Genomic DNA, 25,545 nt, shown 5'->3' on the forward strand with positions numbered 1-25,545 from the left:
CAGATGGTCGTGATGTTTAAACGACTGGTATGCACCATGCTGCTGCTTGCCAGTTTTGGTAGTGCGGCAGCGTGTGAATGGCCTGCATGGCAGCAGTTCAAACACGCTTACATTAGCGACAGTGGGCGGGTTATTGACCCCAGCAGCCCGCAGAAAATCACTACCTCTGAAGGGCAGAGTTATGGATTGTTTTTCGCTTTGGTTGCTAACGACCGGCCAACCTTTGATCGGTTATTGAACTGGACGGAAAATAATCTGGCGGCTGGTGATCTTACTGCCAGTTTGCCCGCCTGGTTGTGGGGGCAAAATCCGCAACATCACTGGGGTGTTCTGGACCCTAACTCAGCCTCGGATGCCGATTTGTGGATTGCATACAACCTGCTGGAAGCCGGGCGGTTATGGGATAGCCGCCGTTATCAAACGATGGGCACCTTGTTACTACAGCGTATTGCCAAAGAAGACGTGGTCAGTATCCCCGGTCTTGGCAAGATGCTGTTACCGGGGAAAATTGGTTTTAATGGTAGCGACTACTGGCGGCTCAACCCCAGTTATTTGCCCCCACAGTTGTTAGCACGGTTTGCTTCTTTAGCTGGGCCGTGGAAAGCAATGATTGATGTGAATCAGCGCCTATGGCTGGAAACCGCCCCCCGTGGTTTTGCGCCGGATTGGGTGGTGTGGCAAAAAGGCAAAGGTTGGCAACCGGACGAGATAAAACCGAATGTGGGGAGTTACGATGCCATTCGCAGCTATTTGTGGGCGGGCATGTTATCCGATAATAGCCCGCAAAAAAGCGCGTTGATCAAGCGCTTCCAGCCTATGGCGGCCATTACTCAGCAACAAGGGCTGCCACCGGAAAAAACTGACACTAACACCGGTGAAACCCGTGGTAACGGGCCGGTAGGGTTTTCGGCTGCGTTACTGCCTTTTTTAGCCAGCAGCTCGATGCCGTTTGATAAGCAGACCCTTGCCCTGCAACAACAGCGGGTGCAGGATTCACCACCGGGTGATGATGCTTATTACAGCGCGGTTCTGACACTCTTTGGGCAAGGATGGTCACAGAATCGTTATCGTTTTAATCGTCTGGGTGAGTTACAACCTTCATGGAACGGTCGATGCGCAACATTAAAATAAAGTGGCTGTTAGGTCTGGCGTTACTGCCGCAAGCTTTTATTTGTCATGCTGAAGGGGCTGAATCAGTCTCACCTACCCAGTTTTTACTCGAACAGGTACGTCTGGGCGAGGCGACCAATAAAGACGAGTTAGTGAAGCAATCGCTGTATCGACTGAACATGATGGACCCCAATAACCCCGACGTGGTCGCGGCAGGAATACGTCAGGCGCTACGGCAGGGCAATTTGGCTGAGGCGCAAAAGCAGCTAGATAAACTGCAACAGTTGGCTCCCGATTCAGCCGCTTATCAGCAAGCGAAAATGCTGTTGGCGCTGACCAAACCGGACGTTAGGCAGCAATTGCAGCAGGCGCGTCTGCTGGCAACGGCTGGGCGTTTGGCCGAAGCCAAAGCACAATATGATCAGCTACTGCAAGGTCAGTCACCGACACCGGATTTGGCCGTGGAATACTGGCGGCTGGTGGCCCGTTTACCGGGGCAAGAGCCACTTGCTACACAGAAATTGGCCTCACTTGACCAGCAATTTCCCGGTAATGTTCAACTGCGCATGGCGCTGGCGCGTTTATATTTCGGCCAGCAAAAAGACGCGCTGGGCTATGCCATGCTGGAAAAAGTGGCCGCTGACCCGGTGGGTAATGCGGATGCCGCAGAGTTATGGATGAATACGATCAAGGCGATGGCCGTTAGCCCACAAAGTGTCGCGGCATTGACCCGTTTTCTCGGTGTTTTCTCCTCCGGCCCTCAGGCTGATAGCGCGCGTAAAACGCTGGCGAACCAACAGGCTATGTTGGCTGATCCTGCTTATCAGGCGCGTTTAAGTGGCTTGGCTAAAGTAGACAGCGGCGGCGGCACAGCCGCTATTCCTGCATTGAAACAAGCGTTGGCTGCTTCCCCCAATGATCCTGAACTACTGGGTGCGCTGGGTCTAGCTTATGCACGTAGCGGTGACCGTGTTCAGGCGTTGCGGCTATTTGAACAGGCGCAGAAAGCAGATAAAGACGGGCTGAATAGTGATAAATGGACGAGCCTGATAAAAACCAACCGTTACTGGCTGCTAAATGATGAAGGCGATAAAGCGCTGAAAGCGGGTGATACGGCGCGGGCGCTACAAAAATACCAACAAGCGCGGCAAATTGATGGCAGTGACAGCTATGCGCTCATTGGTCTGGGCGATGTGGCGGTAGCCCGTCATGATGATAAAAGTGCTGAACAATATTATCAGCAGGCGCTACGGTTGGAGCCATCAAACAGCAGCGCGGTGCGCGGGCTGGCCAATATTTATCAGCGAGAATCACCGCAGAAGGCGCTGAGTTATCTGAATAGCCTGCCGCGCAGTCAGCAGACAAACATGCGAGACACATCAAACAGCTTGCAACTGGATATCCTAAAACAGCAGGCCGAGGCATTAGCGGCACAACAACAGTGGCATCAGGCGGCGCAGAAATACCGTCAGGCACAAAAGATGGCACCGGATGATGTCTGGATAACCTACCGGTTGGCACAAGCGCTGGAGCAGGACAAACATTTGCCAGAGGCCGATGCTCAGTTCCGCCAATTGGCAAAGCTTAAACCCGGCGATCCACAACAGGTTTATGCCTACGCGCTTTACCTCTCCAGCACCAACCGCGATAGTCAGGCATTGGCGCATTTAGCAACCCTACCAACGGCGCAGTGGGACGATAATATTCGCGAGTTAGATAAGCGCCTGAAATTGGATCAAGTACTGACACAGGCCCGCCAGCAACGGGCCGCCGGTGATGAAGCCGGTGCCATTGCTATATTGCATCAACAACCGCCGGCTAACACACAAATTGATTTGACGCTGGCCGATTGGGCACTGGAGCGCGGCGATTACAGTGAAGCACTGACCGGTTATCAACACGTTCGGGCGCGTGAGCCACAAAACCCCGACGCCCGTTTGGGTGAAATTGAAGCCTATATTGCCGAAGGTCGCCTCAGCGAAGCGCGCCAGCATTTGCAGACTGAACCACTTTCTACTGAGGGGGCGAGCCTTAACACCCAACGCCGGGTCGCTAATGCCTGGCGTGATGTGGGGGAGCCACAGCAGGCGGCCGATATCTTCCAACGTTTAAAACCCGTCGCGGCCAAGGGGGGGGTATCGCAGGAAAATGCGCTGCTGTTGCGCGATTCAGCCCGATTAGCCCAGTCGCAGGGCCAGCCGGTGGCGGCACAAGAGGATTATAAACACGCAATGGTTGCGAGTGGTATTACACCAATCCTGCCGGCGGATAACGACAGCTATACTTTGTTAACCCGTAACCAGGCCACGGATGATTGGCTGAAGCGAGGGGTTCGTTCAGATGCTGCTGACCTTTATCGCCAGCAGGATACACGCGTTACCCTCGATCAAGACTACCTACAATCTAGCGGCACGGAAGGGGTTTCTGACCTCAGCGCCTACAACACCATGCTACAGGTGGATACTTCGCTGGCCGATGGTCGCGCCTTCTTCCGCACGGATACCGTGCACATGGATGCCGGGACTTTCGATGCCAACACCCGCTATAAAGCCGGCACTTGTTACCGAACTGAAATTGCCTGCCAGGCGAATATGCACCAACGGGCAACGGGTACCAGTGTTGCCGTTGGCTGGCAAAATGAGCGCTGGGAAACCGATATCGGCACCACGCCGATGGGATTTGACATCGTTGATGTGGTCGGTGGGCTAGCTTACAGCAATAGCTGGAATAAAATTGGCTGGACAGCCACCGCGTCTCGTCGGCCAATATCCAGTTCGATACTGGCCTTTGCCGGTGCTAAAGATCCGAATACCAATGTGACCTGGGGCGGCGTGCGCGCTAACGGCGTTAGTCTGGGGGCCAGTTATGACCGTGGTGAGTCGAGCGGCGTCTGGAGTGACTTAAGCTACCATTATCTGACGGGGCAAAATGTAGCCGATAACCAGCGAGTGCGCTTTATGACCGGTTACTACTACAAGCTTATCAACGAAAATAACCGTCGCTTCACGGTCGGGCTAAATGGCATGTGGTGGCACTATCAAAAAGACCTCAGTGGCTACACATTAGGTCAGGGGGGTTATTACAGCCCGCAGCAATATCTCTCGTTGGCGATTCCGGTAAACTACCGCCAGCGGACGGATAACTGGTCATGGGAGCTGGGAGGGTCTGTCTCCGTTTCACATGCTGCCACCAGTGATCAGGCGCGTTATCCACTGCAAAATTTGCTGAACAATAGTATTCAGCCCATTCCAGACCGATATGCTTATGATTCCGGCGACAGCAGCAATGGGGTTGGTTATACCCTGCGCGCGTTGATTGAACGTAGACTTAGTTCTCATTGGACACTGGGAGCCGGGGTTGATATCCAGCAGGCAAAAGACTATACCCCAAGCCATGCGTTGATTTACCTGCGTTACTCAATGGCCGGTTGGCAGGGTGATTTGGATATGCCGCCACAACCGCTCGCGCCATATTCAGATTTTAAGTAAGCCTCTGCCGTAATGATTTGAATAAAAAAACAACGTCAGAGTGAGAAATAGCACTCTGACGTTGCGATCCTGATAGGAAAAGACCTAAACCCACGGTATTCTTGCCCCCCGATTTGGTATCGCAAGATAAAATCTGTAAGCGATCGAGTATACTCAGACAGAATCGACCAGTGGCCAAATCACGGTGGCAACTATTTTAATCTATTCAGTCGGAATTGGCGGAGAGCGAGTTTGCGGGTAAGGCGTTCATTAACGATTAAGCAAATGGCAGCGGTGACCGTTGTGGCACTGGTGACCATCTGCATTTTTATCGTCCTTCAGTTATTCCACTTTGTGCAGCAGCGCAAAGATGACTACGCCAGGCAACTGGAAAGTATTGCCTATTCTGTGCGCCAGCCGCTGTCTGAAGCCATACTTAGCGTGGATATCCCACAAGCTAAAAAAATCCTTAATAGCCTGTTACCGATAGGCATTCTTAGCCGTGCCGATGTCATTTTACCGAACCAAATCCAGGTGTTACACGCCAGTTTTCCCACCGAACGCCCCGTTCCTCGCTGGGCCAAACGCATTTTCGCCTTGCCAGTCGAGATAACGGTGCCGTTGTATTCGCTGGAGCGAGTCTCGGCGAATCCACAGCCCTTGGCGCATCTGGTCTTGCGTGCTGACTCATTTCGCATGTATCAGTTTATTCTCAGTACCCTGTCGGCCATGTTGTCGACATATTTACTGCTGGCATTGGTTTTATCTGTATCAATCGCCTGGTGTATTAATCGCCTGATTATTCACCCACTCCGGGCGATGGCGAAAGAGCTGGAAAATATTGGTCAACAGGGGGTGCTGCATCATCAACTCACCTTACCCGCCCATCATCAGGATGATGAGCTGGGAGTGTTGGTGCATAATTACAATCGCAATCAACAGCTATTAGCAGAGGCTTATACAGACATGAGCCGTGTTAGTGCACGCTTTCCGGTTGCTGAGTTGGCCAATCGCACGCTGTTTAAGACCCTCCTTGAGCAGGAGAATGACCTCATACAAGCCATTGAAAACGGCGATTTCACCCTGTTTTTGCAGTCACAGTGGGATATGAAAGAACAGCGGCTTATCGGTGCGGAGGCTCTGCTACGCTGGCGTCAACCCGATGGTAGCTATCGCTCACCTTCAGAGTTTATCCCTCAGATAGAGCAAAGTGGCATGATGGTGCCGCTAGGGAATTGGGTGCTGGAAGAGGCTTGCCGCATTTTAGCTGACTGGAAGGCGCAGGGGGTAACCCTGACACTGGCGGTAAATATCTCAGGTTTGCAGATGCAAAATGATCAATTCCTGCCGTATCTGACGAGTATTATCGAACGCTATGATATTGATGCCAATCGATTGTTGCTTGAGATTACTGAGACGGCCCGTATTCCAGATCTGGATAACGCACTGACGCTGTTCGGTGAATTACAGAGCCTTGGCCTGTCTATTGCTCTGGATGATTTTGGTATGGGGTATTCAAGTCTGCACTATCTCAACCGCTTGAAAGGCTTACCGATCGATATGATCAAACTCGATAAAAGCTTCGTGAAACATTTGCCAGAAGATGACGCGATGGCGCGAATTATTAGCTCAATTTCCGATGTGCTGAAGCTGCGGGTGATGGCAGAGGGCGTTGAGACAGAGGAGCAGCGCCAATGGCTGCTTGCGCATGATATTCAATGTGGTCAGGGGTTCTTGTTTGCTCCGCCATTATCGCGTGCAGAATTTGAAACCCGCTATATCCCGATCCCGCGCGTTTGATGCTACAGCGTTGTTAGCCGTCCTCATTGTTGAAACTCACTCGCTGGGTTAGGAAAAATGCTACTTAATTTGGCAATACCCTTCAATTTCGATGGGGATATCTTGTTCTTCGCCTAACCCAACCAACCGTTTGATTAATCCCCTCAATACCTAAAACCCCCCTGGCTCTGGATCTCTTCTGGCTGCCAGTACCCCCATTTTACATGCTCCTACAGATTAATCCTTTTGGGTTAATTCCCGGCCAATGTCCAGTTGATTTGACGGTTCTCCTTGTTGTTACTTTCGCTTGAAGCGTTTCAGTTCTTAATTTCGTGCTAAGGGTACAATCCAGCGCAACTAATAATTTCCATATTGTTATGAGGGTGTTATTTTCCGCGCAAGCACGGACAAAAAAGAAGTGTTACTAAATCAACACAGAGAGCAATGCGACAGGCTGCCGTGTATTTATCCAAAAGGAGATGTTATGAAAGCTTCAATTTTTAAAAGTCTTTATTTTCAGGTGTTAACGGCGATTACTCTGGGCGTTCTACTCGGGCATTTCTACCCTGATATTGGTGCTCAGATGAAACCTCTGGGTGATGGGTTTGTTAAACTCATTAAAATGATTATTGCACCCGTGATTTTCTGTACCGTCGTAACCGGTATCGCGGGCATGGAGAGTATGAAAGCGGTTGGGCGCACGGGTGCCATCGCGCTGCTCTATTTTGAGATTGTGAGTACCATTGCGCTGCTGATTGGCCTGGTCATCGTTAACGTGGTGCAACCCGGTGTGGGTATGAATATCGATCCGGCGACGCTGGATGCTAAGGCGGTTGCACTTTATGCCGAACAAGCCTCACAACAGGGGATAGTGCCGTTCCTGCTGGATATTATTCCTGGTAGCGTGGTGGGTGCATTTGCCAGTGGCAATATTCTGCAAGTATTACTGTTCGCGGTTTTGTTCGGTTTTGCCCTGCACCGTTTAGGTGAAAAAGGTCAGCTAATCTTTAATGTTATCGAAAGCTTCTCGCGCGTTATCTTCGGTATCATCAATATGATCATGCGCCTGGCACCCATTGGGGCTTTCGGTGCGATGGCATTTACTATCGGTAAATATGGTGTGGGCAGCTTGGTGCAGTTGGGCCAGTTGATTATCTGCTTCTATGCAACCTGTATCCTGTTTGTGGTGGTAGTGCTGGGCTCTATTGCTAAATTCAACGGTTTTAATATTTTCAAATTTATCCGCTATATCAAAGAAGAACTGCTGATCGTGCTGGGCACCTCATCTTCTGAGTCTGTGCTGCCACGGATGCTGGATAAAATGGAGAAAGCCGGGTGTAAGAAATCGGTGGTGGGGCTGGTCATTCCAACCGGTTACTCATTTAACCTCGACGGCACCTCTATTTACTTGACGATGGCTGCGGTGTTCATTGCTCAGGCGACCAACACGCAGATGGATGTTATTCATCAGGTGACATTACTGGTGGTACTACTGCTCTCTTCTAAAGGTGCCGCAGGGGTCACAGGCAGCGGTTTTATTGTATTAGCGGCAACGATATCGGCAGTGGGGCATTTACCTTTGGCTGGGCTGGCGCTGATTTTGGGTATCGACCGCTTTATGTCTGAGGCGCGCGCACTGACCAATCTGGTGGGGAATGGTGTTGCAACTATCGTGGTCGCCAAGTGGTGTAAACAATTGGATAACGACCAATTACAGGCTGTATTGTCCAATAAAACGCCACCTAATCAACTGAATAAAGAGGTTTATCCTTCCTGATAGGTTGTTTCAGAATCGGTCATTTTAGGCGATTTATCCTTCCAATTTGCTACCGGTGGCTTGCTATCACCGGTAGCACCTCTGCGTTTTGCCCAAAAAATCATATCTCACCACCCATTTTCTTGCACAGTTTGGCGTTTCAATACTATTTTTTACATTGATGAGTGACATCCGCAAAAGCATGAGGTCTAACAGAATGGTACACTCCCATGTTCCGCTCTCACTGTGACAATTTGCATGAAGACACGCATGGTTCACGTAAGGATTGTATTGTTTATACCCAACGTTATTGGGGTTGCAGCGGCCTCATAGAAGTGAGGTTTGTGGATGAGCTGAGTAACGAGAGCCGCTCACACCGCTGTAACTTCATGTAAGAAGGGTTAAAATTGGATAGTTTATTAAGTAGGGGTTCACATGCAGGGCACCAGAATTCGTCTTATAGTTGGTGGGTTATTGTTGGTCGCTGCCAGCAGTAACGTGCAGGCTGAAGCACTACAACCCGATCCTGCCTGGCAGCAAGGTAAGCTGGAAAACGGGTTCTCATGGCAGTTGCTGGCTACGCCGCAGCGCCCAAGCGACCGCGTCGAGTTACGCCTGGTCGTGAGTACTGGCTCATTATCTGAAAGTACGCAGCAAGTGGGGTTTGCCCATTTGTTGCCACGCCTGGCATTAATGAGCAGCGCGAGTTTCACTCCCGCACAACTTCAGTCGCTATGGCAGCAAGGGGTTGATAACGAACGCCCATTGCCACCGGCGATTACGTCTTATGATTTCACGTTATACAGTTTAAGCCTGCCCAATAACCGCCCTGACCTGATGAAAGAAGCACTTGCCTGGTTGTCGGATACCAGTGGCAAGTTGGCGGTGAATGAGCAAACGATTAATGCCGCGCTGAACACTGCGGCTGATCCTATCGCCACTTTCCCGCAAAACATTCAGGAGCCCTGGTGGCGTTATCGCCTTAAAGGTTCTTCTTTGATGGGCCATGATCCGGGCCAACCTGTGGCAACCCCCGTCGATGTTGAGAAGCTAAAACAGTTTTATGATCAATGGTATACCCCAGATGCGATGACGCTGTACATCGTCGGTAATGTGGATAGCCGCAGTATCTCTGCCCAAATTGGTAAAACCTTCTCTGAGCTAAAAGGGAAACGCACCACACCAGCCCCTATCGCGATGTTAGCGCCACTGCCACCTCAGCCAGTGAGCCTGATGAGCGAACAGGCGGCAATGGACACGTTGTCGTTGATGTGGGACACCCCGTGGCACCCGATCCAAGATTCTCAAGCGTTAAGCCGCTACTGGCGCAGTGATTTAGCCCGTGAGGCGCTGTTTTGGCATATTCAACAAGTGCTGGAAAAGGGCGATCAGAAAAACCTGAAGCTAGGTTTTGATTGTCGGGTGCAATATCAGCGTGCTCAATGTGCTATTCACTTGAATACGCCGACAGAGAATCTGACCTCGGGGATGAACTTTGTCGCCCGCGAGTTGGTGAACTTACGCACTAATGGCCTGAGTCAGGCGGAGTTTGATGCGCTGATGGTGCAGAAGAACGATCAACTGAGTAAGTTGTTTGCCACTTATGCGCGCACTGACACCGATATCCTGATGAGCCAACGTCTGCGCTCGCAGCAAAGCGGTGTGGTCGATATCGCACCGGAGCAGTACCAGAAGCTGCGTCAGGCATTCTTATCTGGCCTGACGTTGGCCGAACTGAATCAGGAATTGAAGCAGCAGTTATCGCAAGATACCACGCTAATCCTGACGCAACCCAAAGGCGAGCCAGAGGTGAATGTCAAGGCATTGCAGGATGCGTATAACGCGATTATGACGCCGTCCAGCCCTGTGCCTGAAGAGGTTGCGCCAACGCTGGCAACTGAAACGGCACCTATGACACCAACAACGGCGCAATAAAGGGTTCCCTGGGCGGTTATTGCGTTTCGCCATATTAGGATTGGGCAGTGCTCGTCATCCCCACGTACTATGCGTACGTTCCGGTGACTGTGCGCTGCCCGTACCTAAACTGACGTTGCTCGCAACGCCTGAGATGACTGTGTCGTTATTCGTAGCAATAACTTCGCTGCGCAAATGTTCAAACAGCCGGCATGGCCGCCAGAGGGATGATTGCGCCGCGATATTGGATTACCGTGCTGGCGGTTAAGTGGCCACGTAACGCCGCGTCTTCGGCGCAGCCACCCGTCAGGCGGACGGACAGATAACCGGCGCTGAAGGAATCCCCTGCTGCGGTGGTATCGACGACTTTCTCCTTCGGTAATTTAACCGCAGGCACATCATACTGCTGCGCTTTAAAGCCGTCTTTTACCCAAACGATACAAGAGTCGGCACCACGCTTGATAATAATCTCGCTCACCCCTAGCGCCTGAGTGCGGTCAATGACCTGCTCCAGCGGCGTTACGCCCCATAGCATATCTTCATCGTCAAGTGTCAGGAAGGCGATATCGGTACAGGACAGCATGTCGCGGTAGGCTTCCTGCGCCTCTTGCGTGCTTTGCCACAAGCGTTGGCGATAGTTGTTATCGAAGATAACTTTGCCACCATTCGCACGGCAGGCGTGCAGCAATTTCAATAGGCGCTGGCGTGAAGCACGGTCGAGAATCGCCAGGCTGATGCCACTGAGATACAGATAATCAAACTTTTCCAGGCGTTGGCAGATATGGTCCGCCTGTGGGCTGGTTAGCCAGAAGCGGGCTGCGGCATCATTGCGCCAGTAATAGAAGGTGCGCTCACCGGTGCTATCTGTCTCAATGAAGTACAACCCCGGTAATTTATCTTCCATACGCTGAATAAGGTCTGTTTGGATATTCTCTTGCTGCCAGGCGGCCAGCATCTCATTACTGAAACTATCAATACCCAGTGCCGTGACGTAATGTACATTCAGGGCCTGCTTTGACACCTGGCGCGCCACATACACCGCTGTATTCAGTGTATCACCGCCAAAACCTCGGCTCAGGTCGGCACCTTTTTGTGATAGTTCAATCATGCATTCGCCGATAACGGCAATATTTTTGCTGGTCATGGAAAGCTGGCCTATTTATGAATATGTATCAGTGATGGGGATGATATAGAACTAGTCTCACTGCTGGCTTAATCAGAGTCAATAGGATTAAAACGACGTTTTATATTTTTTATGATATAGATTGGGAAACTGACAAGTTTCCCGCAGATTTGATCATAACAACAGCCGCTCAGGACTATGACGATTTTCGCAGGTCAGTCACACTGTGGCCGCCAATACCCCAGTTATCCGTATCCACTTCATCAATAACCACTACCGTGGTGGCTGGATTTTTACCCAAAGTATCGACCAATAACTGGGTGACTCCCGCGATCAACTGCTTTTTCTGCTCGGCAGTTGCCCCTTCACGAGTGATTTTTATATTTACGTAAGGCATGTTTGTCTCCATTAACATCAATAGCATTATCAGGTTAATGACTATAGATGGCTCTCATGTGCGGTGCCAGCATACTGCGGCGTAATAATCTGTCGTACTGCGATATAAAGTTCTGGTCACATGAGTCGATAACATCACCAGAAGGAAAACTGTTCACGACAGTGATCTCATCAGACGGGCAGCAATATGTATTGCTATTTATAACTATTGCCAATGCTATCTGATGCCCTAAAACATGGCGACTAAACTGATGATGACCAATAGAGTATCAGGTTTACTAGCGCCATCCTTTGCCGCTATGGATCGTTCTAAAGGACAGAACTTTTGGCGGCAATGTCAGCGCCGGTACACTTTTCAACCTATCTATCGCACGTCTGGGGTGTTGTTGGCGATCGAGTTGCTCACGGCTGTTTTTCACCCTTCATCACCGGATACCCGCTTGTCTCCGGAGGACTATTTCAACGCTATCAGTATTCGCGCACGTCTGGACGTGGTGCTGGAGCAGTTGAAAATGGTTAAGCAGTGGCATCAGATATTTGTCCATCATTCGGTGTTAGTTTCAATCAACATTGATGGTCAGGCGTTAATGGCCATGCAGGATGATATAGAGGCTAAACGGCTTATCGATGCCATGCCATATATTCGCTTTGAACTACTGGAGCATGTGGATACCTCTTCGGACACACCTTTTGCACGCATTGCTGAAGCTGACCGACTATGGCTCGATGATTTCGGTAGCGGACTGGCAAATTTCACTTCATTTCTTAGCTGGCGCTATGAATACATCAAAGTGGCCAGAGATCTGTTTATCGTGCTGCAAGAAAGTGAAGTCGGCAACCAACTGTTTTTCACATTGATCACCTTAATGGATCGCTACAGTAAAGGTGTGATTGTTGAAGGGGTAGAAACCTCGCAAGAGTGGGCAATGGTTCAACGCTCTGATGCCGCCGCCGCACAGGGTTATTACCTTTCCCGCCCCACCTCATTTGATAGATTACAGGCACTCCCCATGTTGTTTTGTGGTTAATTTTTTCTGATAAATAGACGCTTACCTCCCCGTGCTGCTTGCCTGCATCACTGATTTCTGCTGCCATTAATGGTGGCTTTGAAACATCACTATCATGGACTCTAAACCAGCATCGACTATGGTTAATGTACTGTTCTAAATCCGCACAATGAATCGGTCACGGATTTTCCAGACTGATTATTCGATTAAAATACTGCGAATAACCCTCGTTTAAACTCGTTTTGGTTGTGGGTTTAGCTATTTTAAAATGGGCATGGAGCTATTATGACTAAAACCGGAAAAGTGCTGGCTGGTGTGGGTGGGTTTATCGTGCTGCTGCTGGTAGCGGCGGTGATTTTTGTGATGACCTTTGACTGGAACCGTTTGAAGCCAACCATCAATGAGAAAGTGTCTGCCGAGTTGCAGCGGCCTTTTGCTATTCGCGGCAATTTAGGCGTGGACTGGTCACGCAAAGGTGATGAACCCGGTTGGCGACGCTGGGTGCCCTGGCCGCAAATTCATGCAGAAAATCTGGTCTTGGGCAATCCGACTAATCTGGTCAGCGATACAAAACCGAACAGTGATAAATCAGCCAAAGAGATATCTGAATCCGCGGCATTCCCCGCCGGGGAGATGGTAACGCTCAAACGGGTTGATGCCAGCATTGCGCTATTGGCGTTACTGGGCCGGGAGGTGTACATCCCCCGTATTTGGCTGACACAGCCTAACGCCAAGCTGCTGCGTCTGGCCAATGGCAAGAATAACTGGACTTTCAATCTGGCAAATCACCCTTTGGAGGGGGAGAATTCACCCCCTTCATCTTGGTCGGTGAATATCAATGACATTGTTTTTGATCGCGGTGAGATAAATCTGCAAGACGCTATCCTGAAAGCAGATCTGCACGCGGTGATCGATCCGTTGGGTAAACCGCTGCCGTTTGCCGAAGTCACCGGTAACCGTAGTGATGCGAAAAAGGGGAAAACGGCGAATTTGGTTGAAAATCCTATGCCTGATTATGTTTTCGGGTGGAAGGTTGACGGCAAATATCAAGGTCAGCCATTGACCGGGAGTGGCAAAATTGGCGGAATGCTATCAATGAATGATGTTGATATCCCCTTCCCAATACAAGCTGATGTGCGCTCTGGTTCAACCCGAGTGGCTATCGCCGGTACGTTAAGTGACCCCAGCAATTTGGCGGGGCTGGATCTGCAATTGACGTTTTCCGGAGCCAGTTTGGATAATCTCTATCCGCTTATTGGGGTGTTACTGCCCGCCAGCCCCCCTTACAACACTGACGGGCGCTTGATTGCCAGGCTTAAACAGGCGGGTGGCGCGGTTTATCACTATGAAAACTTTAACGGAAAAATTGGTGACAGTGATATTCACGGCAGCCTGACCTATACCGCCAGCCAACCGCGGCCCACATTAACCGGAAAAATGTTATCGGAGAAATTACGTTTTGCTGATTTGGCTCCGTTGATCGGCGCAGACTCCAATCAGGAGAAAGCTAATCGGGGTGAGCGCAACCGTCAACCGGGCAATAAGGTATTGCCGAACGAGAAATTCGATACCCGAAGCTGGGGAGCTATGGATGCGGATGTGACTTATTTAGCCAAACGAATTGAGCGAGATAAATCACTGCCATTGAGTGATTTAAATACTCATATCATGCTGAATAACGGCGAGTTATTGCTCGATCCACTACGTTTTGGCATGGCCGGAGGTAACCTCAATGCCACTCTACGGCTAAATGGTAATACCACGCCGATGAGTGGCAAAATTGATCTACATGCCCGTCGCTTACAGTTAAAAGAGCTATTGCCACAAGTGCAATCGATGCGTAAAAGCCTGGGGCAAATGAACGGTGACGCCTCCTTTACCGCCAGGGGTAACTCGGTGGCCGCACTGCTGGCAACCAGTAACGGCAATCTGCGGCTCCTGCTGAACCAGGGGCTGATTAGCCGCAGTTTGATGGAGTTACTTGGCTTAAATGTCGGTAACTATCTGGTGGCGAAGCTATTTGGTGATGATGAGGTAAAAATTAACTGCGCGGCAGCTGACATTCAGTTGCGCAATGGATTGGCAGTACCACGTCTGTTTGTTCTCGATACCGAAAGCGCCATTATCAATATCACGGGGAATATAAATTTTGCCACCGAGCGGCTGGATTTATCTATTGATCCGGAAAGCAAGGGGCTGCGCATTTTGACACTGCGCTCTCCGCTGTATGTGAAAGGGACATTTAAGCAACCGGATGCCGGTGTCAAAGCTGGTCCACTCATTGCCCGTGGTGCTGTGGCCGCGGTGTTGGGTGTCGCCCTGACACCGGCGGCCGCATTGCTGGCGTTGGTTTCCCCCAGTGAGGGGGCGGAGAATCAATGCACCCCGTTACTGCAAAAAATGAAGCAAAAGAAATAGAGCAATAAAAATAGACCCAAAGTCATTGGCGCCGCAGTTAATACCGGCTCCGGCGGCTTCAAGTCGCAAGGGGAGATAAGTTAGTGTGTCGGTGGTTGATATAGCAATTTACAATCGTGATCCTGCAACTCTTCCACCGATGCACGATGCAACTTCGCCAGGCTCGCCTGACTTGCCAGTAACAGAAAATCCCCGTCAGGTAATACGGTCATTGCCATGCCATAACGGCCTATATCTTCTTTTGCTCCCGCAACCTCATCAGCTAACAGACGAAACGCCCCCGATTGCTGTAGTTCGTCGGCTGTAGTGCGTCGAGCCAAATAATCGTGTCCAAGCAAGCCGCCGGGCAGTGGTTGCCATTGCTGACGGAAATCACGGTTATGTATCGCGAGAGCGGCTTTTACCTGTGGTTTTAGGCAGGAGATATGGATATGTAAGTGATCCTGACTGCGGCCATACTTTGAGTTAATGGCCAGCGAGATATTCGCATCTTCAATCGGTGCGCCATATTTATCAGCCATAAAGTGGCGGGCTTGCCAGGCGTCAAAGAAGTAATTCGGGCTATCGATATTCATCAACTGTGAACTTTCTATACCGCTGATTTTTGCGGTCGGCATCAGCAGATACTGCAACGGGCCGTGGATATCTTTATACACCACAAAGCCTGCTTGCGTGTTGACCTCAATACAAGGTTGCGGGTTGTGCTTTGTCTCCATATTGGGAACACATTGCTGACTGACAATTTTCCACAGTGCATCAGCATTACTGAAGCGAAATTGATATATCAGCAAGGCAGCCAGTACAACAACGGCAAGTAATATCAGTAAGTACCAACGGCATTTTATAGAGCGAGGCATTGATGACCCTCCATGATCGTAATGAACCAATAGTGTAGTGATAAACTCGAGGGGCGGGCAAACCCGATAATGCTTATTTATCATTATGGGGTTTTACCCTTAGAGGCGTTCTGGCGGGTTTATTGGGTAAACAATAAGGTCTTTTAAGGCTATTGTGCCGTGTTGCTGCTGCCTTTCTGAGGCAAGGTTTCATCTTCTGTATAATGTGCCGTGGCAATCCAGGCGGCGCAGAATAAGGTGAGACGGGCAAAGAAGTAGAAAAAAGCCATCAAGCCAATCACCGAACCAAAAGCCGCACCGGACGGTGAACTGGCAAGGCGAGGTAGCATCATTGTCATAATAAACTTAATGATTTCAAAACCGATAGCCGCAATCAGTGTCCCACGTAGCAATGCTTTCTTCTTCGGTTTATGGCGCGGTAGAATCCAGAATATCCATAAAAATAACAGATAATTTGCTGCGATAGATATTGATAATGCAATCAGAGTCATCACCGGGCGCAGCCATTCAATACCACCTAAACCCAGAGCATTAACAATCGCAGACTGCGCCGCGCCTGCAATCGAGGTTAATGAGAGCGTAATTATTAGCGCGATGACCAACCCGGTCAGTGAAACAAAATCGCGCGCATAGCGGTAATAGAATTTCTCCTGATCTTGTGGATTACGTTCCCACACATCGCGCGACTGAGCACGGATCGCCTCGCGTAAATTCCCCATCCAACTGATACCTGAATACAGTGCGATAGCCAGGCCGGTTAGCCCGACGGTGGTGCGCTGTTGGATTGCCGTGTTCACTGTATTTTTGAGTGTTGCGGCTAAAGTCGGGTCACTGATGGTATTAACAATTTTGTTAATTAACCCCGCCAGTAAGTCAGGGTTTGATGCTAGTACAAACCCAACTGCGGCAAAAGAGACCATCAAAATCGGGATGAGTGATAAAAAAGAAAAGTAAGTGATGGCAGCCCCAAACTGGCTACCCAGCCGGTCATTAAAGCGGTCTGTTGCGCGGATAATATGGGCAATAGCCGGATACGCTTTAATGCGATTACTCAGACGCGTTAGGTGAGAAATAGCTTTTTTGCCAGTTTCAAGGCTGGCAACCCGTGGTATTAGGGGGGGTCTTGGTGCGTTCGGCATAATTCTCCTCGGTGGCCTTAATCCATGCCTTATGCAGATGATTATTCTACAAAATATGACATTCAAATGCGGGTTATCTGTTGATAATAGCAGAGTCGCGGGCTATCACAAATCGAGGGTGGCTGACACCCCATCTTTATTCCTTCATATGTGCGTTATAAATTAAACAGAGTATGAGATAGCAGGGGCCTCTCATGGAAAATATAGTTATTCATTATATTAAGATGAATATTATTGTCATGGGCAAAAATCCTAAATATAAAAAGTCCCAGTGAAGTTAAATTTACCTATCTTCGATAGGTTACTCTTAATAAGAATGACTCTCACTTCATAAGGAGAGTTTTTTATATAAATAATAAATCTATTTTTAAAGTATTAGAATGGATGTGACAAATTCTGAAAATGCAAACATCAACTAATTGATTAATAATGTAATTATATTTTTGTGGGAAGGTTCCTACGTGGGCGGTGGCTTTATCTCATGTCATGTTTACCGATAAATAAATACATTAATAAGTACGGTAGGGTTAATTTTTTTCTTGAAATGAAACCTCGCGATTAAATATAAATAATGCAACCGGAAGCGATAAATAGCGAACAGATAAGAAATTGTTCTATTTGAATTATTTTGTCAAAATTCAGGTTATCACCATGAAAAAAAACAGAACAACCCTGTCACCACGTTTTAGTAAAACACTGTTGGCCAGTTTACTGGTGCCACTTTTAAGCCCGCTGCATAGCTGGGCGGCACAGACGGCTAGTGTAACAGATGGTAGCTCTGTTTCTATTTCTGGTGGCTATGGTACAGGCGGTGACAACCTGTCGCCCGTCCTGGTACAAGGCACCGACAGCACCATTACGGGCGCTTCAGATGTCACTATTGATACTACGGGACGCGGGGCCAACGGCGTTAATGTGACCAATGGCGGTACTCTGAACCTGAATGGGGCCGCTATCAAGACTGAGGGTGTGGTTGCGAGTGGTATCAGCAATAGCAAAGGTACTGTCATCTTACGGGGGGGGACGATAACGACGACAGGCTCCTCAGCTTACGGTGTTTCCTCGACGGGTTTGGGCAGCCGAGCTGACATTGATGGCACCGTGATCTCTACTAGTGGCGCATCCGCTTATGGCATTTCGGGTTCGGGTGGTACTCATCTGACGGTTAATAATACGACAGTCAATACCAGTGGCGGTGGTAGCTATGGTATTTATCTGAATGACCTGGGGAGTACTCTCAGTGGAGCGAACAACACCATTAATAACACCAATAGTACCAGTGGTACTGGCATTTATATTGGTTACGGTGGTATCAACGCTACCTTAGATAATACCTCTATTAATATGAATAATGCCTACGCGGGTGTCACTGTTGGTCGCGATTCATCTATTGTCATGGAGGGCCTGAACGCGACGGGCAATATTGCTCAAGTTCTCGACATTACCGGTAAAGCCACTATCAGCGATGCGAACATCGAGTTAGCTTCTGGTGGTGTATTGCGGGCGATGGGTAACAGCCTTAGTAATAAAGCCATTATCATACTAAATAACGTCAATGCTGTGTCTAACAGCGGTGGCGCGACGATGCTTAACGTGAACATGAACGCTGATCTCACCGTTAATGGCGGCTCCTATCACTCAAAAGGTAATAATGCGACGGGGGTTTGGATTCCCGATAACACCTCATCGTTTAAGGCTAAGAATACCGTCGTGGTTACTGAAGGGGCGAATGCGACGGCTATTGAGAACCGTGGTACGGCGGTTGTAGAGAATACGACGGCAATCACCAAAGGGAATAATTCGCATGGTATCTATTCTGAACTGAGTTTCGATGCCAAAGATATGGTCATTTCAACCGCCGGGGTTGGCAGCATTGGGGCGACCGCTGCGCGTGGCGGTAACCTTAATCTGACCGGGGCGGCCATCGATACTACCGGTGCTTCAGGCATGGTTCTCGGCACGTTTGCGGGATCGTCTATTAATGCCAAGAATGTCACCGCAACATCAACCGGTGCCAGTGCTTATGCTTTGTGGACTCAGACCAGCAGTTCTATCGCACTGAAAGATAGCCGAATTACGACCACCGGTATGAATGCGGGTGGGATTTATGCCACAGGCTCTAATGCGGTTTATAGCAAGGTTACGTTGGATAACGCTCAGGTTATCAGCGAGAACGGTGCTGGCATTCGCGCTTATGGTGCCAATATCAATGTCGATGTGAATAACGGTTCGCAGTTAACCGGTGGCAACGGACTATTGGTCAATGCCAGCACTAACGTTGGAACGGTTGCCTCCCCGTTAAATATCATTAGTAATGTTAATCTTAATGCTAATAACCATGCGGTACTGGTGGGTGATCTTCAGGCGGAAGAACATAACAATGTTAATTTAACGCTGAAGGACAGCTCGGTTTGGACCGGCGCGGCACATAACGCCAAAAGTATTGATATTGATAGCAGCAGTATTTGGAATCTGACTGGCGATGCTGATGTTGAGTCGATGCATATTTTAGGTCAGATGAATTTTATCCCGGCGGGCAGTAATCTAAATACACGTTCACCGAGGAATAGTTTCAGCACCTTAACCATTAATAGCAATCTCTCCGGCAATGGCAGTTTTGTCTTCAATGCGTATTTAGGTGATGACAGCTCGCCCGCAGATAAATTGCATGTGACAGGGAATGCGACCGGTGATCATTATGTTTGGGTGGTGAATCAAGGCGGGCTGGGGGCATTAACCACCGGCGCAGGGATAAACCTGATTACGGTTGATGGTGATACCAGTAATGGGCAATTCACCATGAGCAACTCAGTGGTCGCGGGTGCTTATCAGTATTTCTTATACCAGATTGATGAACATAGCTGGAACTTGCAGTCTAATTTGACCCCTGTTGGCCCAACTGATCCGGGTGATATTATTACTGTAGATCCGAATAAACCTGAAGTGGTGAAGCCTGTTGATCCGAGTGAGCCTGATGTAGTCAACCCTGTCTTACCACCAACACCACCTGACACCGCTTATCGCAGTGAAGTGCCGGGCTATATTGCTGCACCGTGGTTAAATGCATTCTACGGTTTTACAACGCTGGGTAGTTTGCACGAGCGTCGTGGTTCGGCTGAAGGTGCGGCGAAGGGGTTTAATCAGGATTCCTGGGGGCGGGTAAGCGGGCAGCACAATAACTTTGATGCGGGCCGTTTTAGTTATGATTCAGACATCTGGTTTGCTCAATTAGGCCATGATATCTATCAAGCTGAGAATTCCGCCGGAACTCAGGCGACAGCCGGTATCATGATAACGTTGGGTAAACAGGAAACTGACACACAAGATAAGGCGCGGGCAGTACGCCCTGAGTTATCGGTGAATACCGGTAAGATTAAAACCGATGCTTATGGTCTGGGTGGTTACTACACGTTAATGACGCAGCAAGGTGGCTATGTTGACCTTGTTGGTCAAGGGACGCTCTATCGCAACAGTTATCAGAGCCAACATGATGCCAACCAGAACGGTTATGGTGTGGCGATGTCTGCCGAAGTCGGTCAGGCGTATCCAATCGTGGGTAGCTGGAAAGTAGAACCGCAAGGGCAGCTAAAGTACCAATACCTGAATCTGAACAGCTTTAATGATGAGATTTCTGGTGTCAATGGTACGTCTTACTCTGTTGGTCAGGCGCGTGCCGGAGTCCGTGTGTTTAGCGAAGCAACCAAACAGCAGGCGATAAAACCTTATCTGTCTACTGATGTGGTATATCAGTTGGGCAAAAACCCTCAGGTGACGGTTGATACGGTAAGTCTGCGCCCTGAATTTAGCAAAACCTATTGGCAGGGCGGTGCGGGTATTACTGCTAAGGTGAACAGCAATGTTGATATCTATGCCGATGTGAAATACCAACGCGCCTTTGACGGCAACATGGATGGCTACGCTGGTAATCTGGGTGTGAAAGTGAGCTTCTAAATCACGAAAGTAGGTAAAGGGTTTATCATCAGGCCAGAGCTTAGCTCTGGCCTGATGATATGCCCAATAAAAAGGCTATAAACCTTGCAGTTCATAGCCTTAGACGTGCCTTTCTCAGGCTTTAGCGCATAGTAACAAATTCTTCAGCGGCAGTCGGGTGGATAGCAACGGTGTTGTCGAAATCTTTCTTGGTCGCGCCCATCTTCACGGCGACAGCGAACCCTTGCAGAATTTCATCCATACCAAAACCGATGCCGTGGATACCGACAATCTTCTCCTCGGCACCCACGCAGACGAGCTTCATTCGGCAAGGTTGGCGATGTTGAGTCACGGCGCTGTACATGACGGTGAACGACGATTTGTAGACTTTCACTTGCTCGTCGCCAAACTTCTCGCGTGCTTGCGGCTCCGTCAGGCCAATCGTCCCGATTGGCGGGTGGCTGAATACCACCGTTGGGATATTACTGTAATCCAGATGCTCGTCCGGCTTGTTATTAAACAGGCGTTCCGACAAGCGGCGGCCTGCCGCAACCGCCACTGGCGTCAGCTCTACCGCACCGGTATTATCGCCAACAGCGTAGATACCTTTGACGTTAGTATTCTGGAATTTATCGACCTCGATATAGCCTTTGTCATTGGTTTTGACACCACTGGCAGCCAGATTCAGGTTATCGGTTGCCGGTTCACGGCCGATTGCCCAAATCAGATGGTCGACAGTCACTTCCGTGCCGTTTTCCAGTTGCAGCGTTAGGCTGCCATCGGCATTTTTGATAACCGCTTTTGGCACCGCTTCGGTATGCAGTTTCGGCCCTTCGGTGTTCATCACTTCCAACAGGGTTTCAACAATCAACGGATCAAAAGTACGCAGTGGTGCATGTTTGCGTACAAACAGGTGTGTTTCTGTGCCTAAGCCATTGAGTACACCTGCGATTTCTACCGCGATATAACCGGCACCGACCACGGCAACCCGTTTTGGCATTTCGTCCAATTCGAAGAAGCCATCGGAATCAATCCCGTATTCCGCTCCAGGAATATCCGGATGGCTTGGGCGGCCACCGGTGGCGATCAGGATGTGGTCGGCGGTGATTTTCTCGCCGTTCACTTCCACGGTGTGCGCATCAATAAAGCGAGCGAAACCCTGAATCACATCAACTTTGTTATTGCCTAAACCACGCTCATAAGACTGATGAATACGATCAATGTAAGCAGTACGGTTAGCAATCAGCTTTTTCCAATCGAAATGGTTCACTGTGGTGTCGAAACCGTAATCCGGGCCATACAACTTAATGGCTTCCGCAATTTGTGCGGCATGCCACATCACTTTTTTTGGCACACAACCGACGTTTACACAGGTTCCGCCGAGCTGTTTAGCTTCGATCAGCGCACATTTTTTGCCATACATGGCAGCCCGGTTGATCGATGCGATCCCGCCACTGCCGCCGCCAATTGCCAGATAATCGTAATGTTTGGTCATCAGTGTCGTTTCCAAGTCGTTTAAAAAATTGCCTATCAGTGTAGCGCTTGATAAAGCTTTATGCATCAATGGCTCTGATAGGTGATTCATTTAGGAAAGAGTTATTCCGGCACTACCCATTTCACCAGTGTATGGCCATGACCGGACGGCACCAGTGCCTTGTGCAACCACGGCAATAGCGTATTCATTTGCTGTTCCAACTTCCACGGCGGGTTAATTACAATCATGCCAGAGGCGGTCATGCCGTGTTGGTCGCTATCCGGGCGCACGGCCAGCTCAATTTGCAAGATACGGCGGATGCCGGTGGCTTCCAGATCCCGTAACAAGCGTTTGATTTGCTGGCGTAAAACCACCGGATACCATAATGCATAGGTGCCCGTTGCAAAACGTTTATAGCCTTCCTGAATACCTTTTACCACGTCTTGATAATCGGTTTTCATCTCATATGGCGGGTCCATCAGGATAAAACCACGGCGTGATAGCGGCGGTAATTGTGACTTAATCTGTTGATAACCATCGGCTCGCTGCACTTTAGCTCGCTCATCTTTGGCAAATTCATTACGCAGCAACGGATAATCGCTGGGATGCAGTTCGGTCAGATGAATTTTGTCATATTCGCGCAGTAAATGGCGAGCAATCAACGGTGAGCCTGGGTAGTAACGCAGTTTCTCATTGCGATTAAAGTAATTGATTACACTCATGTACGGCGCTAAATCATCTGGTAAATCATCGCGTTGCCACAGTTGGCCGATACCCTCAAGGTATTCACCGGTGCGCTCAGCATGTTCACCGCTCAATTGGTAGCGACCGGCACCGGCGTGGGTATCCAGATAAAGGAAAGGTTTTTCTTTTTCTTTCAAAGACTCAATAATCAGGCTTTGAACGGTGTGTTTAAGGACGTCGGCATGGTTGCCGGCGTGAAAACTATGGCGGTAACTTAACATTTGCGGCTTCTCCTGCGGCTTAGGCAGCATTATCTATCAAAGGGATTGATGCCGCCAGCCATTGATTTTCTGCGCAACAGACCTCATGTTAATCTTTCAACCCTATTTATGGCCTGACGATATGAGTAACTGCCGTCAGGCCGACAACGATAATCAGGACTGCCCTATGACAAATCCGCTGTTGACCCCGTTCTCCCTGCCGCCATTTTCTGCTATTCGCCCTGAAGATATCGTGCCTGCGGTGAAATCCGCTCTGGATGAATGCCGTCAAGCGGTGGAGCGGGTTGTCGCCCAATCTGGGCCTTTCACTTGGGATAATTTGTGCCAGCCGCTGGCTGAATCGGATGACCGTTTATCGCGCATCTGGTCGCCGGTCGGCCATTTGAACTCGGTCAAAAACAGCCCAGAGCTGCGTGCCGCCTATGAACAGAGCTTACCTTTGCTGTCTGAGTACGGCACTTGGGTGGGGCAGCACAAAGGCTTATATCAGGCTTATGTCAGCCTGAAAGAAGGGCCGGGGTTTGACGCTCTGACCGCTCCACAGCGTAAAGCGGTAGAAAATGCGCTACGTGACTTCCAGTTATCCGGTATTGGCTTGGAACCTGAGCAACAAAAACGTTATGGCGAAATCGTTGCTCGCTTGTCTGAGTTGGGTTCTACCTACAGCAATAACGTACTTGATGCCACGATGGGCTGGAGCAAACTGATAACGGATGTTGAGCAACTGAACGGTTTGCCAGAAAGTGCATTAGCCGCCGCCAAAGCGATGGCTGAAGCCAAAGAACAAGATGGCTGGTTGCTGACGCTGGATATGCCGAGTTACTTGCCGGTGCTGACCTATGCCGATAACGCCGAACTGCGCGAAGAGATGTACCGCGCTTTTGCTACTCGCGCCTCTGATCAAGGGCCGAATGCAGGCAAATGGGATAACAGCGAAATTATGGCCGAAATCCTAACGTTACGTCATGAACTGGCACAACTGCTGGGCTTTAACAGTTATGCCGATAAATCGCTGGCGACCAAAATGGCAGAAAGCCCACAACAGGTACTGGGCTTCCTGAACGATCTGGCGAAACGCGCTCGTCCACAGGCAGAAGAAGAGCTGGCCCAATTACGCGCTTTCGCTGAGAAACATTATGGTGTCAGTGAGTTAGCCGCGTGGGATGTCACTTATTATTCTGAGAAGCAAAAACAGCACTTGTTCTCCATCAGCGATGAGCAACTGCGGCCTTACTTCCCGGAACAGCGGGTGCTGGAAGGCTTGTTTGAAGTGGTTAAACGCATTTATGGTATTACAGCCAAAGAACGCCACGATGTAGATACCTGGCATCCGGATGTGCGTTTCTTCGAGCTATATGATGCCAGCGGTGAGCTGCGCGGCAGCTTCTATCTGGATTTGTATGCCCGCGAACACAAGCGTGGCGGTGCGTGGATGGACGATTGTGTCGGCAGTCTGCGGCTGGCGAATGGCCAATTACAAAAACCTGTCGCTTACCTAACCTGTAACTTTAACGGGCCAGTAGGCGGCAAACCGGCACTGTTTACTCATAGCGAAGTGACTACGCTGTTCCATGAATTTGGTCATGGCTTACATCATATGTTGACCAAAATTGATACTGCTGGTGTCTCGGGTATCAACGGTGTGCCGTGGGATGCAGTGGAATTGCCAAGCCAGTTTATGGAGAACTGGTGCTGGGAGCCGGAAGCGCTGGCGTTTATTTCCGGTCATTACGAAACCCATGAGCCACTGCCACAAGAGATGCTGGATAAGCTGCTGGCGGCAAAAAACTATCAGGCGGCACTGTTTATCCTGCGCCAACTGGAGTTCGGCCTGTTCGATTTCCGGATGCATTATGAGTTCGACCCACTGACCGGCGCACAGATCCTGCCTGTGCTGTATGAAGTGAAAAAACAGGTCGCGGTAGTACCATCGCCAATCTGGGGCCGTTTCCCACATGCCTTTAGCCATATCTTTGCCGGTGGCTACGCCGCGGGTTATTACAGTTACTTATGGGCAGAAGTGCTTTCTGCTGATGCTTTCTCACGCTTTGAAGAGGACGGTATTTTCAATGCCGCAACCGGCCAGTCGTTCCTCGATAATATTCTATCCCGTGGCGGTTCCGAGGAGCCAATGACTCTGTTCAAGCGCTTCCGTGGCCGTGAGCCGCAGTTGGATGCTATGCTGCGCCATTACGGTATTAAGGGCTAGA

The 25,545-nt window shown here is 49.7% G+C and carries 15 protein-coding genes; 9 read left to right on the forward strand and 6 right to left on the reverse strand.

What is annotated here, in order from left to right:
* Positions 1-3 precede the first annotated feature (3 nt).
* From bcsZ to AT01_RS12880, 5 genes are all read left to right on the forward strand, one after another.
* A complete protein-coding gene (gene bcsZ, locus AT01_RS12860; RefSeq protein WP_042548615.1) occupies positions 4-1,131 on the forward strand; it encodes a cellulose synthase complex periplasmic endoglucanase BcsZ in 1,128 nt (375 codons plus the stop codon).
* Positions 1,113-4,598, forward strand: a complete 3,486-nt coding sequence (gene bcsC, locus AT01_RS12865) for a cellulose synthase complex outer membrane protein BcsC (RefSeq protein ID WP_042547432.1) — start codon at positions 1,113-1,115, stop codon at positions 4,596-4,598. The genes bcsZ and bcsC overlap by 19 nt, the downstream gene beginning before the upstream one ends.
* Positions 4,599-4,829: 231 nt before the next feature.
* The gene (locus tag AT01_RS12870) at positions 4,830-6,377 is read left to right on the forward strand and encodes an EAL domain-containing protein (RefSeq protein WP_082039606.1); all 1,548 of its coding nucleotides are present in this window, start codon (positions 4,830-4,832) and stop codon (positions 6,375-6,377) included.
* 463 nt (positions 6,378-6,840) lie between these two features.
* The gene (locus AT01_RS12875) at positions 6,841-8,133 is read left to right on the forward strand and encodes a dicarboxylate/amino acid:cation symporter (RefSeq protein WP_004699582.1); all 1,293 of its coding nucleotides are present in this window, start codon (positions 6,841-6,843) and stop codon (positions 8,131-8,133) included.
* Between the two features lie 414 nt (positions 8,134-8,547).
* On the forward strand, positions 8,548-10,047 hold the full coding sequence (locus AT01_RS12880; RefSeq protein WP_042547434.1) for a M16 family metallopeptidase: 1,500 nt from the start codon (positions 8,548-8,550) through the stop codon (positions 10,045-10,047).
* Between the two features lie 178 nt (positions 10,048-10,225).
* Here AT01_RS12880 and kdgK read toward each other — a convergent pair whose 3' ends face one another.
* Positions 10,226-11,170, reverse strand: a complete 945-nt coding sequence (kdgK, locus tag AT01_RS12885) for a 2-dehydro-3-deoxygluconokinase (protein WP_042547435.1) — start codon at positions 11,168-11,170, stop codon at positions 10,226-10,228.
* Between the two features lie 175 nt (positions 11,171-11,345).
* On the reverse strand, positions 11,346-11,546 hold the full coding sequence (locus tag AT01_RS12890; RefSeq protein ID WP_004388926.1) for a 2-hydroxymuconate tautomerase family protein: 201 nt from the start codon (positions 11,544-11,546) through the stop codon (positions 11,346-11,348).
* A 235-nt stretch (positions 11,547-11,781) separates the two neighbouring features.
* Here AT01_RS12890 and pdeH point away from each other — a divergent pair, with 235 nt between their 5' ends.
* Entirely contained in the window at positions 11,782-12,573 is a 792-nt protein-coding gene (pdeH, locus tag AT01_RS12895; RefSeq protein WP_042547436.1) for a cyclic-guanylate-specific phosphodiesterase, read from the forward strand.
* A 264-nt stretch (positions 12,574-12,837) separates the two neighbouring features.
* Positions 12,838-14,970, forward strand: coding sequence for an AsmA family protein (locus AT01_RS12900; RefSeq protein WP_042547437.1), 2,133 nt, complete (start codon positions 12,838-12,840; stop codon positions 14,968-14,970).
* An 80-nt stretch (positions 14,971-15,050) separates the two neighbouring features.
* On the opposite strand, the gene AT01_RS12905 is transcribed toward AT01_RS12900, so the two are convergent.
* Positions 15,051-15,827, reverse strand: a complete 777-nt coding sequence (locus tag AT01_RS12905; RefSeq protein ID WP_042547438.1) for a CDP-diacylglycerol diphosphatase — start codon at positions 15,825-15,827, stop codon at positions 15,051-15,053.
* Positions 15,828-15,976: 149 nt separating this feature from the next.
* Positions 15,977-16,966, reverse strand: coding sequence for an inner membrane protein YhjD (yhjD, locus tag AT01_RS12910; RefSeq protein WP_042547439.1), 990 nt, complete (start codon positions 16,964-16,966; stop codon positions 15,977-15,979).
* Positions 16,967-17,617: 651 nt separating this feature from the next.
* Between yhjD and AT01_RS12915 the strand changes: the two genes are divergently transcribed.
* Positions 17,618-20,917 (forward strand): autotransporter outer membrane beta-barrel domain-containing protein, encoded by a 3,300-nt coding sequence (locus AT01_RS12915; protein ID WP_042547440.1) that lies wholly within the window; start codon positions 17,618-17,620, stop codon positions 20,915-20,917.
* Between the two features lie 121 nt (positions 20,918-21,038).
* Here the strand turns inward: AT01_RS12915 and gorA are convergent, their stop codons facing one another.
* Both gorA and AT01_RS12925 read right to left on the reverse strand, forming a co-directional pair.
* Entirely contained in the window at positions 21,039-22,391 is a 1,353-nt protein-coding gene (gene gorA, locus AT01_RS12920; RefSeq protein ID WP_042548616.1) for a glutathione-disulfide reductase, read from the reverse strand.
* Between the two features lie 101 nt (positions 22,392-22,492).
* On the reverse strand, positions 22,493-23,335 hold the full coding sequence (locus AT01_RS12925; RefSeq protein WP_004699591.1) for a 23S rRNA (adenine(2030)-N(6))-methyltransferase RlmJ: 843 nt from the start codon (positions 23,333-23,335) through the stop codon (positions 22,493-22,495).
* Between the two features lie 166 nt (positions 23,336-23,501).
* Between AT01_RS12925 and prlC the strand changes: the two genes are divergently transcribed.
* Positions 23,502-25,544 carry an oligopeptidase A gene (gene prlC / locus AT01_RS12930; RefSeq protein WP_042547441.1) on the forward strand — a complete coding sequence of 681 codons (2,043 nt, stop codon included), beginning with the start codon at positions 23,502-23,504 and terminating at the stop codon, positions 25,542-25,544.
* Position 25,545: the final 1 nt, after the last annotated feature.

The sequence above is a fragment of the Yersinia aldovae 670-83 genome (assembly GCF_000834395.1).
In the GTDB taxonomy this organism is placed as follows: domain Bacteria; phylum Pseudomonadota; class Gammaproteobacteria; order Enterobacterales; family Enterobacteriaceae; genus Yersinia; species Yersinia aldovae.